The sequence below is a fragment of the Synechococcus sp. PCC 6717 genome, assembly GCF_022698185.1.
Classification (GTDB): domain Bacteria; phylum Cyanobacteriota; class Cyanobacteriia; order Thermosynechococcales; family Thermosynechococcaceae; genus Thermosynechococcus; species Thermosynechococcus lividus.
In genome coordinates this window covers 21,701-38,046 of record NZ_JAKLTV010000022.1, presented here as the reverse complement: position 1 = coordinate 38,046, position 16,346 = coordinate 21,701, and the positions used below count along the sequence as shown (strand labels likewise).

Sequence of the window (16,346 nt, the reverse complement as noted above, 5' to 3'; positions counted from 1 at the left end):
TCTTAGAGGCAAAGCCCCAAGGTTCTGCTTACTTGTAGCAACTGTCGCCGATTGGGTTTTTCACCAAGGATGGCGACCAAGTATAGTTTAGCACAGAGCGACTAAAGTCGCTTGCGGGCTTTTCCACCCCGTACTTTAGTACGGGGCTACCAAGCTATCCCTCTGTGTGCCTTACCGCTAAAATTGCTATATCACGTGGATGTGAACTAGAGATTAAAGCCATCGGGGCGCTTGTAAACCGTCCTGTAGGCTTCTAGTTCTCTGGCAAGATGACTGAAGTGCTGTTGCAAGCCCCTACTCTCTGTGTCAGGCAGGTTACGCAAATGTTCCTAGCAGTTGCAGACAGTGATGGCTGAGCCTCATTCCTTCTCTCACATTAAGCGAGACATCCGATCCCCGTCGGGGGGGAAGTGGTTCGGTGCGGAGACCCCTCGAACCCTTCTGTTACTCCTCAGTGATCTTCTTGCCCTTGTGCTCGCTTGGACAATTGGGTTGCAACTGAATCGTCTCTATGCCCCCATTCCACCGGAACTGGTCTGGTGGCAGTTTCTGGGGCTTCCCAGCATTTTCTGGGTGTTGGCAGCGGCACTGTTGCTACTGGTGGCGCTGAGTGGCCTGTACCATCCCCACGGCCATTGGAAAAACTATTTGCGATTGGCCAAAGTAGTGAGCTTGGGGTATCTGCTGATTTTGGCGATCGGCTACTTTTACGATCCCAAGTTGGACTTGCCCCGGTCTCTTTTTTTTAGCGCGTGGGGCATGAGTGTTGTGTTTGCTGTGGGTCTGCGCCTAGTGGTTAGCCTTATGTTTAAGGTATTGCGTTCACGGCAACAGGTGCGAGTCTTCTTAATTGCGCCGGAGCACCGCCAAGGCGTGCTAAGCAATATGCTACAGCGCAAGGAAAATTACAGGATTGTCGGTATGGCCGCTGCGGCGACGGCACACGATGCTGAGACGCTGCAACAGATTCTTGATAGTCACGCCCAAGAAGTGGTGGTGGAGGGGCTACCACCTACCCACTTGGCCTCAACACTGTACTGGCAACTACGGCAGTATGGTATTCCGCTGCGGCTGGTTCCCTCTAGCCTAGAAATGCTCTACCGCCGTGGCACGCCAGAAATTGTGGCGGCGTTGCCCACCCTGCGGGTCGATATGACCTACCTCAATGGCTGGGAATACCGCCTCAAGCGCTACCTCGATGTTGTCCTTGCGTTGGTAGGGGTGTTGCTGCTGGCTCCCTTATTCATAGGGGTGGCGATCGCCATTAAGCTGACATCTCCAGGGCCTGTGTTTTTTCGCCAAGAGCGGGTAGGCTTGCACGGTCGTGTCTTTCAAATGTGGAAGTTTCGCACTATGCGTGCCGATGCTGCCAAGCTTCAGGCAGAACTAGAAGCCCAAAACGAATCGGCGGATGGAGTGCTCTTCAAGCTCAAAAACGAYCCCCGCCGCACTCCTTTAGGGGCATTTCTGCGCAAAACCAGCATTGATGAGTTGCCACAACTGTTTAACGTTCTCTGGGGCGACATGAGTTTAGTGGGGCCGCGCCCTCTGCCGTTGCGGGATGTGGCTCGTTTTAACTCGTGGCACCACATTCGTCACCACGTTATAGTAGTGATGTGGGCGGGCTAAAACCCCTCCGCTTTAGCGAGGGGATACAGCCAACTCAGGGGGCTTTAGCCCTCTCTATGTGTTAAACTAAAGACGTGGAAAGTAGGCGTATCAACTACGCGAAGAAACATCCTAGTACGGAGAAATCCCGGCAAGTAAGTCACTACCGCTTTGGCGGCAAGCCTAAACCACTGCAAGCAATGGCAGGATGTTGAGCGTATCGAATTGGCTAGTGTTGAAAAGCGCGAAACCACGAACCGAAACATAAACGTAGTCCCAATAGCAGAAATGCTTGAGGTGAGTAGGGGGTCTTTGACTGCCCCCACCCGCATTAAGTTGTGGGTGACAGCTCAAGGGAAAAGGGAAGCAACGCGGCTTCAGCCCGTTGCGTAGCATCCTTTGGGAATCCCCTCTCTTTCAAGGAGGAGAGAAGTCAAAGTTAAAGGTCGCGGTGCTGAAAGGGTTTTGCGCCGTCACCGCTATAACTGGCAACGATATGGCCATCCCCCACCAGTTGATATTTATAGGTCACCAGACCCTCTAGACCCACAGGCCCACGGGGCGGCAGTTTATGGGTGCTAATCCCCACTTCAGCACCAAAGCCATAGCGAAATCCATCCGCAAAGCGGGTGGAGCAGTTATGAAACACATTAGCGGCATCCACATCCTGTAAAAAACGCTCGGCAGTGGCAGGGTTCTCGGTGACAATGGCTTCGGTGTGGCCAGAGCCATAGGTGGCAATGTGCTCGAGGGCGGCCTCTAGGTTAGCCACTACTTTAATGGCAAGGATGAGGTCGCAGTATTCCGTTGTCCAATCAGCTTCGCTGGCCAAGGTCATTGGCACAAGGTGGCAGGCAAGGGCATCGCCGCGCAATTCAACCCCCGCTTGGCTCAGGGCGGCGGCAACCTTGGGTAAAAATTCATCGGCAATACCACGATGCACCAGTAGGGTTTCAATGGCATTGCAGGCGGCGGGGTACTGGGTTTTGGCATCTACGGTGATGGCGATCGCCTTGTCGAGATCAGCGGCCACATCCACGTAAAGATGGCAGAGGCCATCGGCATGACCCAGGACGGGAATACGGGTATTGTTTTGAATGTAGCGGACAAACTCGTTCGACCCCCGCGGAATGATCAGATCGACCCACTCCTCCAACTGCAATAGCTCTGTGATCTCGGCGCGGCGCATTAACAGGGCGATCGCCCCGGCGGGTACCGCAGAGGTTGCCAATCCCTGCTGAATCGCCTGCATAATGGCTTGGCAGGAGCGGCTCGCCTCCTGACCCCCCTTGAGAATAGCGCCATTGCCCGATTTAATAGCCAGTGCGGCAATTTGCATCACCGCATCTGGGCGGGCTTCAAAGATTACCCCCAGCACACCGAGGGGGCAGGTAACCCGACTGAGAATGAGGCCATCATCTAACTGGCGATGCAGTTGCCGTTGCCCTAGGGGATCCGGCAGTGCCGCCACTTGGCGCACCCCGGCGATCGCGGCTGCCAATTTACTAGGACTGAGTTCTAAGCGCGCGTAAAGGGAGGGAGTTAGACCATTTGCTCGCGCCTGTTCGCAGTCAGTGCGGTTTGCCGCTAAAATCTCAGGGGTTGCGGCCTCCAGCGCCACCGCGACAGCTTCTAGCGCCTGATTCCGAGCCGCAGCATCAAGGCTTGCCAATAGGCGAGCGCATTCGTGAACCGCTTTCACCCGCTGGACAAGGGAAGATTCTGTAACTGGCATAGGTTAAGAAAGCATCAGAAGAGTCTAGAGGGATCCTACGCTAAATTGCCCCATAGGTATGGTAGGGTAACGGCAATTAGGTTGCCCTAGGGTGACCTCCAAGGGATAAGTTTAGGAGGATCATGCGGATTTTATTTGTTGCTGCCGAAGCTGCCCCCTTAGCGAAAGTGGGGGGAATGGGGGATGTTGTTGGTTCCCTGCCGAAAGTATTACGGCGGATGGGTCATGATGTGCGAATCTTTATGCCCTACTACGGTTTTTTGCCCGATAAGATCGAGATTCCCAAAGACCCTATTTGGACTGGCTTTGCCATGTTTCAAACATTCCATGTCTATGAAACGGTGTTACCCGGTTCAGACGTGCCGCTGTATCTCTTTGGCCATCCCAGCTTTAATCCCCGCCGTGTGTATTACGGTGAAGACGAGGACTGGCGGTTTACCTTGTTTGCCAATGGGGCGGCAGAGTTTGCGTGGAATTACTGGAAACCCCAGATTATTCACTGCCATGACTGGCACACGGGCATGATTCCGGTTTGGATGCACCAAGACCCAGATATTACGACGGTGTTCACCATCCATAACCTCGCCTACCAAGGGCCGTGGCGGTGGCGGCTCGAGCAAATGACGTGGTGCCCATGGTACATGCAAGGGCACAATACAATGGCGGCAGCGGTGCAGTACGCCGATCGCGTCAATACAGTTTCGCCGACCTACGCTGAGCAAATTAAGACCCCAGAGTACGGTGAAAAGCTAGAAGGACTGCTCTCGTTTATTAGTGGTAAGCTGTCGGGCATTCTGAACGGGATTGATCCGGAGGTGTTTGACCCCAGTAGCGATCGCGCCTTGGTACAAAACTTCTCGGTGGATACCCTAGACAAGCGCAAAGCCAACAAAATTGCCCTCCAAGAAGAGCTAGGGTTAGAGGTCAATGCGGGGCGATTTCTGGTGGGGATGGTCACCCGCCTAGTGGAGCAAAAGGGGCTGGACTTACTTCTGCAAGTACTGGATCGCTTCTTGGCCTACACCGATAGCCAGTTTGTGCTCCTCGGCACCGGCGATCGCTACTACGAAACCCAGATGTGGCAGATCGCGTCGCGCTTTCCTGGTCGCTGTAGCGTTCAGTTGCTCTACAGCGATGTGCTGTCGCGGCGGATTTATGCTGGCTCCGATGCGTTTACCATGCCCAGCCGCTTTGAGCCGTGCGGTATTGCCCAGATGATTGCCCTGCGCTACGGCTGTGTGCCAATTGTCCGGCGCACCGGCGGGTTGGTGGATACCGTATCCCACCACGATCCCGAGGCAAAAACCGGCACCGGCTACTGCTTTGATCGCTACGAACCCCTCGACTTTTACACCTGCTTAGTGCGGGCGTGGGAAGGGTTCCGCTATAAGCCGGAGTGGCAGGCACTGCAACAGCGAGGGATGCGCGAGGACTTTAGCTGGACAAAATCAGCGTTGGCCTACAACGCCCTCTACAACTCAATTTATGGTTTGCCGCCGGAGGCCATGCCCACCCCGCCATTGCATCTACCGACAGGAGCGCTTACGTCGTAGTACTTGCCAACAGTGGTCATTATTGCCTACGAGTACATTGACCCCCTCTGGCAACCCCTACCAGAGGCATATCCGTGGGGAAGCGAGATTGATCGCTGGGTTTTGGATGTGGAACCCCATCGCCCCCAATTGCGGCAGTTGCTTGCCCACCTGCAACCGGGCTATTGGTTACTGCCCAGCTTGAGTGTGTTGGGCACGTCTATTCCTGAGGTGAACGATCGCCTCAAGCACCTCGAAGCAGCAGGGGTGACGGTCATTGCCTTGGCCGAGGGCTACGTGAGCGATCGCCCTGTCCCTGCCGATCGCTTGTTAAACCTCTGGCAGCACGTCAAAGAGCAGCTCCATCGCCAAACTCTACGCCATGGCCATGCCCGCAATCGCCTCAAACATCAGCCGCCCCCCGGGCGTGCCCCCTACGGCTACCGGCGTGGTAAAGACCATTACGTGGTGGATCGCGCCGCGGCGGTGGTGGTCAAAGATTTTGTCGAGCACTTTTTGCTGTACGGCTCCTTAAGTGCGGCGGTTCGCTTTWTTGCGGCTGCCCATCAAAAAACCATTAGCGTTACCACGGCTCGGCGCTGGCTGACGCATCCTGTGTATCGCGGTCATCTGCGCTACCAAGGCCAGACGGTTATCCGCAATACCCACACTCCCCTGATCTCTGCGGATGAAGCAGCGCAAGTGGATCGCCTCTTGCGGCGTAACCGTGGGTTGCCCCGCCGCAGTGCTAGCGCCCCCCACCCCCTTGCTGGCTTAGTGGTGTGTGGGCAATGCCACCACCGCTTTGGCCGTATCCAAGTGAGTGGCTATCGCCAAGCACCCCAGTACTGCTATCTGCGGCCCCTGCACTGCCCCCAGCGGCCAAAATGCCGCAGTATTCCCTACCAGAGGGCACTGGAAACGGTCATTGCGCAAATTTGTCAGTGCTTGCCGCCGGCGATCGCCCAACTGGCGCAGCCCCCCTCTCACCTACCAGAGGCCATCGGCCAAATCCAGCAGCACCTTGACCAATTGCAAGACCTAGAAGCAATGGGTCTTTTAGATGCCGAGACGGCGCAACTCCGCCGCTATAAATTGCAGGCACAGCTCTCGCAGCTACAGGATCAGCAAGCTCAACTCCCCCCCAGAAATCTGATGCAGTTAGTGGTCACCCTCAGCCAACCCCAGTTTTGGTACCAGCTTTCCGCGGCAGAGCAGCGGTTTTACTTTCGTGAATTTTTGCGAGGGATTGAAGTACGGAGTCCGCCGCAGGAACAATGGCAAATACACCTTCAGTTCATTTTCTAGATTCTAGAGTTTCTAGCGCTGTGCAGTGGCAGTGGTTTGTTTATACTGAGCCGTTACGGGAACCCCTAGCAACCGCACAAGGCGTGTGGCGATCGCGCCAAGGCATTTACCTACGGCTGCAAAATGAGCAGGGTCAGATAGGCTACGGCGAAATTGCCCCCCTGCCGAGGTGGGGCACAGAATCCCTAGGGGCAGCTATTGCCCTTTGTCAGGAACTGCCACCCCAGTTAACCCCTGAGATCATTGCCGCCATTCCCGATGACTTGCCCGCTGCCCAGTTTGGGTTTGCGACCGCTTGGCAGAGTGTTGGCCGCTTACCCTATACCCTAGGGAACTGGCCGCTGTGTGGGTTGCTCAGCAATGGCTCCCGGGCACTACAGGAGTGGCACCTAGGGTGGCAACAGGGCTACCGCACCTTTAAGTGGAAAGTGGGGGTGGATTCCCCAGCCCACGAACAGGCCATCCTTACAGAGCTGTTAGCACAACTGCCGGCTGGGGTAACGCTGCGGCTGGATGCCAATGGCAGTTGGGACTGGCACACCGCTGTGCAGTGGTTACGGTGGCTAGACCGATGGCCAGTAGAGCGGATTGAATGGGTGGAACAACCCTTGCCAGCCGCTGACTGGGAGAGCCTAGAGAGGTTAGCCCAAGGGTTTGCAATTCCTGTCGCCCTCGATGAAAGTGTGGTGAGCTGGCGGCAACTCCAGCAGTGGCACGCGCGGCAATGGCCGGGGCTGTACGTCATCAAACCCGCTCTATTCGGTGCGCCAGCACGGTTAAACCAGTTGCTGGCCGAGGGGCTACCCTTGACACAATTGGTGTTTTCCTCCGCTCTGGAAGGGGCGATCGCCCGCACGGCTATTTTTAACCTCTTACAAATATGGCAACCCCAGCACGCCCTTGGCTTTGGCGTGGATCGCTGGCGACCCGTTACTCTCCTGACCTCCTTGGCAGACTACGCCAGTGAGTGGCAACGCCTTGACAATTATGGTAAAAATTACTATAAATGAACTAGCCTCTTTCTCCCCAGCACCATGACCAGTTTCACCGTTGCTGCCAGTGACTACAGCCTCCTAACGGATTTGTACCAAGTGACGATGGCAGCAGCTTACGCGGGGGAGGGCTTGGCCATGCTGCCCGCTAGCTTTGAGGTAACGGTGCGCCGCCTGCCGCGGGGGCATACCTACTTGGTGGCGATGGGGTTAGCCCAAGTGCTGGACTACCTCAGCCAGTTTTGCCTTACCCCCGAGCAGATCGAGTATTTGCAAGGTTTAGCCGTCTTTGAGCGGGCACCAGCAGCGTTTTGGGAACTGCTGCACGACAGTCGCTTTCAAGGCACCGTGTGGGCTGTGCCGGAAGGAACCGTTGTGTTTGCCCAAGAGCCGCTCCTGCGCATCGAAGCCCCACTATGGCAGGCGCAGTGGGTGGAAACCTTTATCCTCAATACCCTCAACTACCAAACCTTGATTGCCACCCGTGCCTCGCGGTTGCGGCAACTGGTGGGAGACACCGTGGCACTGCTAGAGTTTGGGACGCGGCGTGCCTTTAGCCCCCAAGCCTCCCTTTGGGCAGCGCGGGCGGCCTTAGCCGCAGGATTTAATGCCACCTCCAATGTGTTGGCCGCGCAGCAATTGGGCGTTGCCCCCACCGGTACCATGGCGCACTCGCTGGTGATGGCGATCGCCACCACTATAGGAACCGAGCAAGATGCGTTTACTGTATTTTTGCGCTACTACCCCGATGCTGCTCTCCTAGTGGATACCTACGATACCTTAAGTGCTGTGGCCACCTTGGCCAACCGTGAAGCGGCTGGCGAACTGCAAGTGCAAGCCGTGCGCATTGACTCCGGCGATCTGGTGAGCCTCTCTCAAAAAATTCGCCAGTTGTTGCCCCACGCCAAAATTGTGGCCAGTGGTGATTTAGACGAAGCAGAAATTCGGCGACTGCTGACGGCGGGTGCCACCATTGATGCCTACGGCATTGGCACGAAGCTCGTTACGGGTGATCCGGTGAATGGGGTCTATAAACTTGTGGAGATCAATGGCCATGGTGTGATGAAACGCTCCAGTGGCAAAGGGACACTGCCCGGTCGCAAGCAAATTTATCGCCGCCCCAGCGGTGATTACCTCGCTCTTGCAGATGAAGCCGATGTCTGGGGTACACCCCTGCTTGAGCAAGTGATGCAAGATGGTCAGCCCTTAATCCCCGTAGAGTCTGTCCGTACGATTGGCGATCGCCATCGAAGTAGCCTGAGTGCCCTCCCCCCCACCGTGCAGGAAACCCCCCAGCCAGTGGTCTATTCACCGGCACTAGACGCCCTAGTCCAGCAGTTGCGGAGCCAGCCATGAGGATTGCGCTGTTTGGCACCAGTGCCGATCCGCCAACCACTGCCCATGGTGATATTTTGCAGTGGCTGAGCGATCGCTACGACCGCGTCCTTGTTTGGGCAGCGGACAACCCCTTTAAGGTTCAGCAAACCCCCTTACCCCTACGCCAAACCATGCTGGGTCTGCTCGTGCAGCATCTGAATTGCCCCAACATTGAGCACCGTGCTGAACTCAGCCATCGTTACACTCTGCACTCTGTAGAGGCAGCGCGCGCCCAGTGGCCCCAAGGCTCCTTCACCTTGGTCGTGGGCAGTGATGTCTTGCCTAAACTCCGCCACTGGTATCGGGTGGAAGACCTGTTACGGCAGGTCAGCCTGCTGGTTTTGCAACGCCCCGGGGKGGTGATTGATCGTGAGGACTGGCAAGCCTTGCAGACGCTTTGCCACCACTTGGAGCTGGCCAACTATCGTGGCCCACAGGTCTCCTCAACAACCTATCGCCAAGAGGGCGACCCCCAGCAACTCCTACCCGCGATCGCGCAGTATATCCAACAGCAAGGACTCTACTCTTAGCATATGACCTCCGCCTTAGCCGAATTTGTTGTTGGTGTTGACAACGTAATTTTCTCGGTGGATACCGATGCAAATCGCCTGTTGGTGCTGTTGGTGCAGCGACAACACTGGCCGTTTGCTGGCGAGTGGAGCCTACCGGGCACCCTTGTCCGGCACGGAGAGTCCTTAGAAGCCGCCGCCTACCGCACCCTAGCGGAAAAAATTTGTGTCAATAACCTCTACCTTGAGCAGCTTTATACCTTTGGCGGCCCTGGGCGGGATCCCCGCGAAGCAGACACCGCCTACGGAACACGCTATCTCTCTGTGAGTTACTTTGCCTTGGTGCGTTTTGCCGATGCCCAACTCATTGCCACTGGCGAGTCCCGTGTGCAGTGGTTTACGGTGCACAGCTGTCCCCCCTTAGCCTTTGACCACAGCATGATTCTGGCCTATGGTCACCGCCGCCTGTGCAACAAACTAGAGTACAGCCCCGTCGCTTTTGACGTACTGCCAGAGTACTTTACCCTCAATGATCTGTACCAGCTCTATAGCACAGTCCTTGGTCCCAATTTTTCCGATTATTCTAACTTCCGCTCGCGGCTACTTAAATTGGGCATTTTGCAGGATACACAGCAAAAAGTCATTCGGGGTGCGGGTCGTCCGGCTACCCTCTACCGCTTCGATCGCGAGGCCTTTGCCCCCCTCAAAGATAAGCCCTTAGTGTTTGTATAGCTGTTTAGGAGGTTGTATGGCAGTGCATCTGTGGATGGCCCAGCTTAACCCCATCGTTGGCGACCTCAGCGGGAATGCTCGGGCGATCGCCCAAGGGGTAAAAGCACTGCATCATCGCCAGCCGGTGGACGTGGTCATTACCTCAGAGCTAGCACTGTGTGGTTACCCGCCCAAGGATCTCTTACTAAACCGCTATTTCATTGACAATATCCAAAAAGAGCTAGACGCACTGGCCCAAGCCTTGCCCCCCAACGTAGCGGTGCTCGTGGGAACCGTACTGCCCAATCCGGCAGCCAGCCGTAACGGCGAAAAGCCGCTATACAATGGTGCGGCGCTGTTGCAGGGGGGAACGGTACAGCGGGTCTTTGCCAAGCAACTGCTGCCCACCTACGATGTATTTGATGAAAGCCGCTATTTTGCCCCCGGCGATACCAATAATCTATGGCGGTTGCAAACCAGTAGCGACTGCCTCACCATTGGTGTCACCATCTGTGAAGACCTTTGGAATAACGAAGCCTTTTGGGGAGAGCGGCACTACCAGAAAAATCCGGTCGCAGAGTTGGCGGCCCAAGGAGCAGAGTTGATTGTCAACCTGTCTGCCTCTCCCTACTGTGTGGCTAAACCCAAGTTGCGGCAGGCCTTAATTGAGCATACGGTCCAGCAGTACGGCTGTCCCCTGATATATGTAAACCAAGTAGGGGGAAATGATGATCTGATTTTTGATGGCACCAGCCTTGCGGTGAGCCGTACGGGGGCAGTGGTGAGCCAAGCCCATAGTTTTCAAGAGGATTGGTTGCCGGTGGTGTGGGACAACGGAGATTTACAACCCACCACGGTTGCCCCGCGGCCAGCCACAGAAGCCGCAGAAATTTGGCAAGCCTTAGTCCTAGGTGTCAGGGACTATGCCCGCAAGTGTAGCTTTGAGCGGGTGGTGATTGGCCTCAGTGGCGGTATTGACTCTGCCTTGGTGGCGGCGATCGCCACGGCAGCAGTGGGTCACGAGAACGTTTTAGGGGTGTTGATGCCCTCTCCTTACAGTTCTGTACACTCCATTACCGATGCCAAGGATCTGGCGCTCAACTTGGGGATCCAGACCGCACAGTTACCCATTGCCCCCCTGATGGAAACCTATCACCACGTCCTAACACCCCTGTTTGCCCAGACCACTCCGGGGGTGGCCGAGGAAAATATCCAAGCCCGCATCCGCGGTACCCTGCTGATGGCGATCGCCAACAAATTTGGCCACCTCCTCATTTCTACAGGGAATAAGTCCGAATTGGCGGTGGGCTACTGCACCCTTTACGGGGACATGAGTGGCGGCCTGGCGGCCATTGCCGATGTCCCCAAAACCCGTGTTTATGAACTTTGCCACTGGCTCAACCAGCAGGCGAGCCAAGGGACACCGATTCCCGAACTCACCCCTCGGGGCAATGGGGTCATTCCCGTCGCCATTCTGACGAAGGCTCCTAGCGCCGAACTCAAGCCCAATCAAACCGATCAAGATACGCTGCCCCCCTACGATGTGCTAGATGGCATCCTCGCGCTGATGATCGATCGCCACTACTCAGACAGCGACATTGCTGACCAAGGCTATGACCTTGCTCTTGTGCAGCGGGTGCGGCAGATGGTGCAGCGGGCTGAATTTAAGCGGCAACAGGCAGCTCCGGGTCTAAAAATTACCGATCGCGCCTTTGGTTCAGGCTGGCGGATGCCCATTGCTGCGCGTTGGTAAGAGTAAGGAGTGCTATCATAAGCGGGTGCCTCGCAACATTAAACGATTTGACTGAGCCGCATTACCCATGGCTGACCTGACCCCGAATCCTAGTTTTAGCCTCACCTTACGCCTTGAAATTCCCCAACAACCCGGTATGTTGGCGAGTGTCTTGCAAGTCATTGGTCAAGAAAAGGGACATGTAGGGCAAATTAGCCTGATTCAGCATACTCGCAGTGCGCTTGTCCGCGATATTACAGTAGCCGCCGCCAGTACTGAACATGCCGCCGCCATTGTGAATGCCGTCAAGCAAGAGACTGCAGCGAAGGTGTTGGACGTTTTTGACCGCACTTTCCGGCTCCATGAGGGGGGTAAAATTACCGTCACCAGCAAACTTCCCCTTCACGATCAAGATGATTTGGCCATGGCCTACACCCCCGGGGTAGGACGGATTTCGCGGGCAATCGCCGAAGAGCCAGCCCTTGTCCATCGCCTCACCATCAAGAACCATACCGTTGCCATTGTCACCGATGGCAGTGCCGTCTTAGGCTTGGGCAACATCGGTCCAGAGGCAGCACTGCCGGTGATGGAGGGCAAAGCGATGCTCTTCCAAGAGTTTGCCAGTCTGGATGCCTTTCCCATTTGTTTGGCGACCCAGGATGTTGATGAAATTGTAGCAACAGTCAAGCGCATTGCCCCCGTCTTTGGCGGTGTGAATCTTGAGGATATTAGTGCGCCGCGCTGCTTTGAAATTGAGCAACGGCTGCAGGCAGAGCTGGATATTCCCGTCTTCCACGATGACCAGCACGGTACCGCCATTGTCACCCTTGCGGCTCTCAACAATGCCCTTAAGGTGGTCAAAAAATCCTTGGCAGACGTGCGCATTGTCATCAATGGCGCCGGGGCTGCTGGCATTGCCATTGCGCGTCTTCTCAAAAAAGCAGGCGCGATAACCATTTTGTTGTGCGACTCCCAAGGAATTGTTTCCCACGATCGCCCCCACCTCAGCGGGGCAAAGCAGGAATTTGCAGTTGCAACAACAGGAACCTTGGCCGATGCCCTCCAAGGAGCAGACGTGTTCTTGGGGGTGAGTGTCCCGGGCGTAGTCACCCTAGACATGATTCAATCGATGGCCAAGGATGCCATTGTTTTTGCGATGGCCAACCCCATTCCAGAAATTCAACCAGAATTGATCTATAACCATGTGGCCGTTGTGGCCACAGGTCGGAGTGATTATCCCAATCAGATCAACAACGTACTGGCCTTTCCGGGGGTGTTTAAGGGCGCCCTTGCCTGTCGTGCCGCTGCTATGACAACAACAATGTACCTTGAAGCTGCTCAGGCGATCGCCGCGTTGATTAGTCCTAACGAGCTGCAGCCAGACTACATCATTCCCTCCGTTTTTGATCGTCGCGTTGCCAATGTCGTTGCTACCGCGGTTGAACAGTGTGCGCGATCGCAGGGGTTGGCGCGCTGTTAAGCAGCTCCTCCAAGGCTGCCTCTGTAAAATCCTGAATACAGACCTCGGCACCCGCCTGCCGTAGCGCCGATTCCGCTTCGGTGGTGAGCACGCCCCAACAGGTCATCCCTGCCCGTACAGCCGCCATCACTCCCGAGACCGCATCCTCAAACACCACACACTGCTGCGGTGGCACCCCCAACCGTTGTGCTACTAACAGATAGCATTCCGGATCCGGTTTGCCCCGCCGCACATCCTGCTCCATCACCACCGTGTCGAAAAACGCCCCGACCCCCTCGCACGAGAGCACCAATTCCACATTGGCTGCACAGGCGGAGGTGCCCACCCCCAAGCGGTAGCCCCGAGCCTTAGCTGCGTTGAGAAAGGAGAGCAAGCCAGGCAACAACTGCAGATGCGGCGCCAGCAGCTCCCGAAACACCGCTTCCTTTCCCGCGCCCCAGCGCTGTACTTCCTCGGTACTCGGGGATCGCCCCAGGAGTTCCGGCAATAGTTCGGCATTGCGCTTTCCTCCCATCTGGCGCAATTGTCCTAAATCAACGTGCCCCCGCAGTTCTGGGGTACGTTCCACATAAACCTCCCATGCCTTCATGTGGTAAGGCATGGTGTGACAAATCACCCCGTCCATGTCAAAAATGAGGGCACGGGGACTCGACAACAAGACATCATGACTGCGCATTTATACTCAGCGTGGTTAAGGCAACACCTGTAGTCTATCCTGAGTGACCCCGTTGAATGCCGATACGGGCAACCGAACCTGCAAAGAAATGGAGTCAACGTCTACAGTAGTGGTAAGTTTGCACACAAAAACGGGTCAAAATGAACGTGTTAATATTAGTGTTACCAGCACGCAGGAGCCATTAGGGGAAGGGTCATGTTTGAGCGGTTCACAGAAAAAGCCATTAAAGTCATCATGCTGGCACAGGAAGAGGCACGCCGCCTTGGTCATAACTTTGTCGGCACTGAACAAATCCTCCTCGGTCTGATTGGCGAAGGTACCGGTGTTGCGGCTAAAGTCTTGCGATCTATGGGGGTTAACCTCAAAGATGCCCGCATTGAAGTGGAAAAAATCATTGGCCGGGGGTCGGGCTTCGTAGCCGTGGAAATTCCCTTTACCCCCCGTGCCAAACGTGTTTTAGAACTATCCCTTGAAGAAGCTCGCCAACTAGGGCACAACTACATTGGCACTGAGCACCTGCTACTAGGCTTAATCCGCGAAGGCGAAGGCGTTGCAGCGCGGGTGCTGGAAAACTTGGGGGTTGATCTGTCTAAGGTGCGCACCCAAGTCATTCGGATGCTTGGAGAAACTGCCGAAGTTGCCGCTGGTGCCAGTCAAGGCCGGACAAAAACCCCAACCCTCGACGAGTTTGGTGCCAATCTCACCCAGATGGCCATCGATGGCAAGCTCGATCCCGTGGTGGGTCGTCAGAAAGAAATTGAGCGGGTGATTCAGATTCTGGGTCGCCGCACTAAAAATAACCCTGTTCTGATCGGGGAACCCGGTGTCGGCAAAACTGCCATTGCCGAAGGCTTAGCCCAACGAATTGCCAACAACGACGTGCCGGATATTCTCAATGAAAAGCGCGTCGTCACCCTCGATATTGGCCTCTTGGTGGCGGGCACTAAGTATCGTGGCGAGTTTGAAGAGCGGCTCAAGAAAATTATGGACGAAATTCGCCAAGCGGGTAACGTCATCCTCGTGATTGATGAGGTGCACACCCTCATTGGTGCTGGCGCTGCCGAAGGTGCCATTGATGCTGCCAACATTCTCAAACCTGCGCTTGCCCGCGGTGAATTACAGTGCATTGGTGCCACAACCCTGGATGAGTACCGCAAGCATATTGAGCGGGATGCAGCTCTAGAGCGACGCTTTCAGCCGGTGATGGTGGGTGAACCTTCAGTGGAGGAAACCATCGAGATTCTCTATGGTTTGCGCGAGCGCTACGAGAAGCACCACAAGTTAAAAATCTCCGATGAAGCGCTTGAAGCGGCAGCAAAACTCTCTGACCGCTACATTAGCGATCGCTACTTGCCGGACAAAGCCATTGACCTCATTGACGAAGCCGGCTCGCGGGTACGGTTAATTAACTCCCAACTGCCGCCTGCGGCAAAAGATCTGGACAAAGAACTGCGGCAAGTGCTCAAAGAAAAAGACGATGCCGTACGGGCACAAAACTTTGACAAAGCCGGGGAGCTGCGCGATCGCGAGATGGAGCTGAAAGCCCAAATTCGCGCCATTGCCCAGCAGAAAAAAACCGAAGCAACCACCGGTGAAGAAGAGACCCCAGTGGTCACCGAAGAGGACATTGCCCACATTGTGGCCTCTTGGACCGGTGTGCCCGTGAGCAAACTCACCGAAACCGAGTCGGAAAAACTGCTGCACATGGAGGATACCCTGCACCAGCGGGTGATTGGCCAAGACGAAGCGGTGAAGGCCATCTCTCGCGCCATTCGCCGGGCGCGCGTGGGGCTGAAAAACCCAAACCGTCCCATTGCCAGCTTTATCTTTTCCGGGCCCACGGGCGTGGGTAAGACCGAGTTGACCAAAGCCTTGGCTGCCTACTTCTTTGGCTCGGAAGAGGCCATGATTCGCCTCGATATGTCTGAGTACATGGAGCGGCATACAGTTTCTAAGCTCATTGGTTCGCCTCCGGGGTATGTAGGCTACAACGAAGGGGGTCAACTCACCGAAGCCGTGCGGCGGCGGCCCTACACCGTGGTGCTTTTTGATGAAATTGAAAAAGCCCACCCCGATGTCTTTAACTTGCTGCTGCAAATTCTCGAAGATGGGCGGCTCACTGACTCTAAAGGGCGCACCGTAGATTTCAAAAACACCCTGTTGATCATGACCTCAAACATTGGTTCCAAGGTCATTGAAAAAGGAGCAGGGGGTCTTGGCTTTGAGTTGGGCACTGAAGATGCTGCCGAATCTCAGTACAACCGCATCCGCTCCCTCGTCAACGAAGAACTCAAGCAGTACTTCCGCCCTGAGTTCCTCAACCGGCTAGATGAAATTATTGTCTTCCGTCAACTCACGAAAGACGAAGTCAAGCAGATTGCCGATATTCTGCTCAAGGAAGTGTTCTCGCGACTGACCGAGAAGGGGATTACCCTCGAAGTCACCGATCGCTTCAAGGAGCGGCTCATTGATGAGGGCTACAACCCCAGTTACGGAGCACGACCCCTACGGCGGGCAATTATGCGGTTACTGGAAGATACCCTTGCCGAGGAAATGCTCTCCGGTCGCATCCGCGAAGGGGATACAGCCCTGATTGATATCAACGAGTCAGGACAAGTGAGCATTCAGCCGCAACAACGCCGTGAGCTTTTACCCCAATCAGTTGAATAATTGCGGCGAGATCTGC

General features: G+C 55.6%; 12 protein-coding genes. 10 read left to right on the top strand and 2 right to left on the bottom strand.

Going from position 1 to position 16,346, the window contains the following annotated elements:
* The first annotated feature begins 348 nt into the window (after nt 1–348).
* Entirely contained in the window at nt 349–1,629 is a 1,281-nt protein-coding gene (locus L5470_RS09815; protein ID WP_499499720.1) for an exopolysaccharide biosynthesis polyprenyl glycosylphosphotransferase, read from the top strand.
* 418 nt (nt 1,630–2,047) lie between these two features.
* Here L5470_RS09815 and L5470_RS09810 read toward each other — a convergent pair whose 3' ends face one another.
* On the bottom strand, nt 2,048–3,343 hold the full coding sequence (locus L5470_RS09810; RefSeq protein WP_198406013.1) for a glutamate-5-semialdehyde dehydrogenase: 1,296 nt from the start codon (nt 3,341–3,343) through the stop codon (nt 2,048–2,050).
* Between the two features lie 122 nt (nt 3,344–3,465).
* Between L5470_RS09810 and glgA the strand changes: the two genes are divergently transcribed.
* The 8 genes from glgA (at nt 3,466) to L5470_RS09770 (ending at nt 12,984) form a co-directional block, all read left to right on the top strand.
* Nucleotides 3,466–4,896 (top strand): glycogen synthase GlgA, encoded by a 1,431-nt coding sequence (gene glgA / locus L5470_RS09805; protein ID WP_099799375.1) that lies wholly within the window; start codon nt 3,466–3,468, stop codon nt 4,894–4,896.
* 12 nt (nt 4,897–4,908) lie between these two features.
* A complete protein-coding gene (locus L5470_RS09800) occupies nt 4,909–6,183 on the top strand; it encodes a recombinase family protein (RefSeq protein WP_499499721.1) in 1,275 nt (424 codons plus the stop codon).
* A gap of 20 nt (nt 6,184–6,203) precedes the next feature.
* Complete coding sequence (locus L5470_RS09795; protein WP_499499718.1) at nt 6,204–7,193, top strand: o-succinylbenzoate synthase; 990 nt, start codon at nt 6,204–6,206, stop codon at nt 7,191–7,193.
* Between the two features lie 24 nt (nt 7,194–7,217).
* Nucleotides 7,218–8,531 (top strand): nicotinate phosphoribosyltransferase, encoded by a 1,314-nt coding sequence (locus L5470_RS09790; RefSeq protein WP_099799377.1) that lies wholly within the window; start codon nt 7,218–7,220, stop codon nt 8,529–8,531.
* Entirely contained in the window at nt 8,528–9,082 is a 555-nt protein-coding gene (locus L5470_RS09785; protein ID WP_499499716.1) for a nicotinate-nucleotide adenylyltransferase, read from the top strand. The genes L5470_RS09790 and L5470_RS09785 overlap by 4 nt, the downstream gene beginning before the upstream one ends.
* 3 nt (nt 9,083–9,085) lie before the next feature.
* Nucleotides 9,086–9,793, top strand: coding sequence for an NUDIX hydrolase (locus L5470_RS09780; protein ID WP_099799379.1), 708 nt, complete (start codon nt 9,086–9,088; stop codon nt 9,791–9,793).
* Nucleotides 9,794–9,809: 16 nt separating this feature from the next.
* On the top strand, nt 9,810–11,525 hold the full coding sequence (locus tag L5470_RS09775; RefSeq protein WP_099799380.1) for an NAD+ synthase: 1,716 nt from the start codon (nt 9,810–9,812) through the stop codon (nt 11,523–11,525).
* A gap of 67 nt (nt 11,526–11,592) precedes the next feature.
* Complete coding sequence (locus L5470_RS09770; RefSeq protein WP_499499713.1) at nt 11,593–12,984, top strand: NAD-dependent malic enzyme; 1,392 nt, start codon at nt 11,593–11,595, stop codon at nt 12,982–12,984.
* On the opposite strand, the gene L5470_RS09765 is transcribed toward L5470_RS09770, so the two are convergent.
* Nucleotides 12,935–13,660 carry an HAD family hydrolase gene (locus L5470_RS09765; protein WP_448527460.1) on the bottom strand — a complete coding sequence of 242 codons (726 nt, stop codon included), beginning with the start codon at nt 13,658–13,660 and terminating at the stop codon, nt 12,935–12,937. The two genes, L5470_RS09770 and L5470_RS09765, sit on opposite strands and share 50 nt — an antisense overlap.
* Nucleotides 13,661–13,855: 195 nt before the next feature.
* On the opposite strand from L5470_RS09765, the gene L5470_RS09760 reads away from it, so the two are divergent.
* The gene (locus L5470_RS09760) at nt 13,856–16,330 is read left to right on the top strand and encodes an ATP-dependent Clp protease ATP-binding subunit (RefSeq protein WP_448527459.1); all 2,475 of its coding nucleotides are present in this window, start codon (nt 13,856–13,858) and stop codon (nt 16,328–16,330) included.
* Nucleotides 16,331–16,346 lie beyond the last annotated feature (16 nt).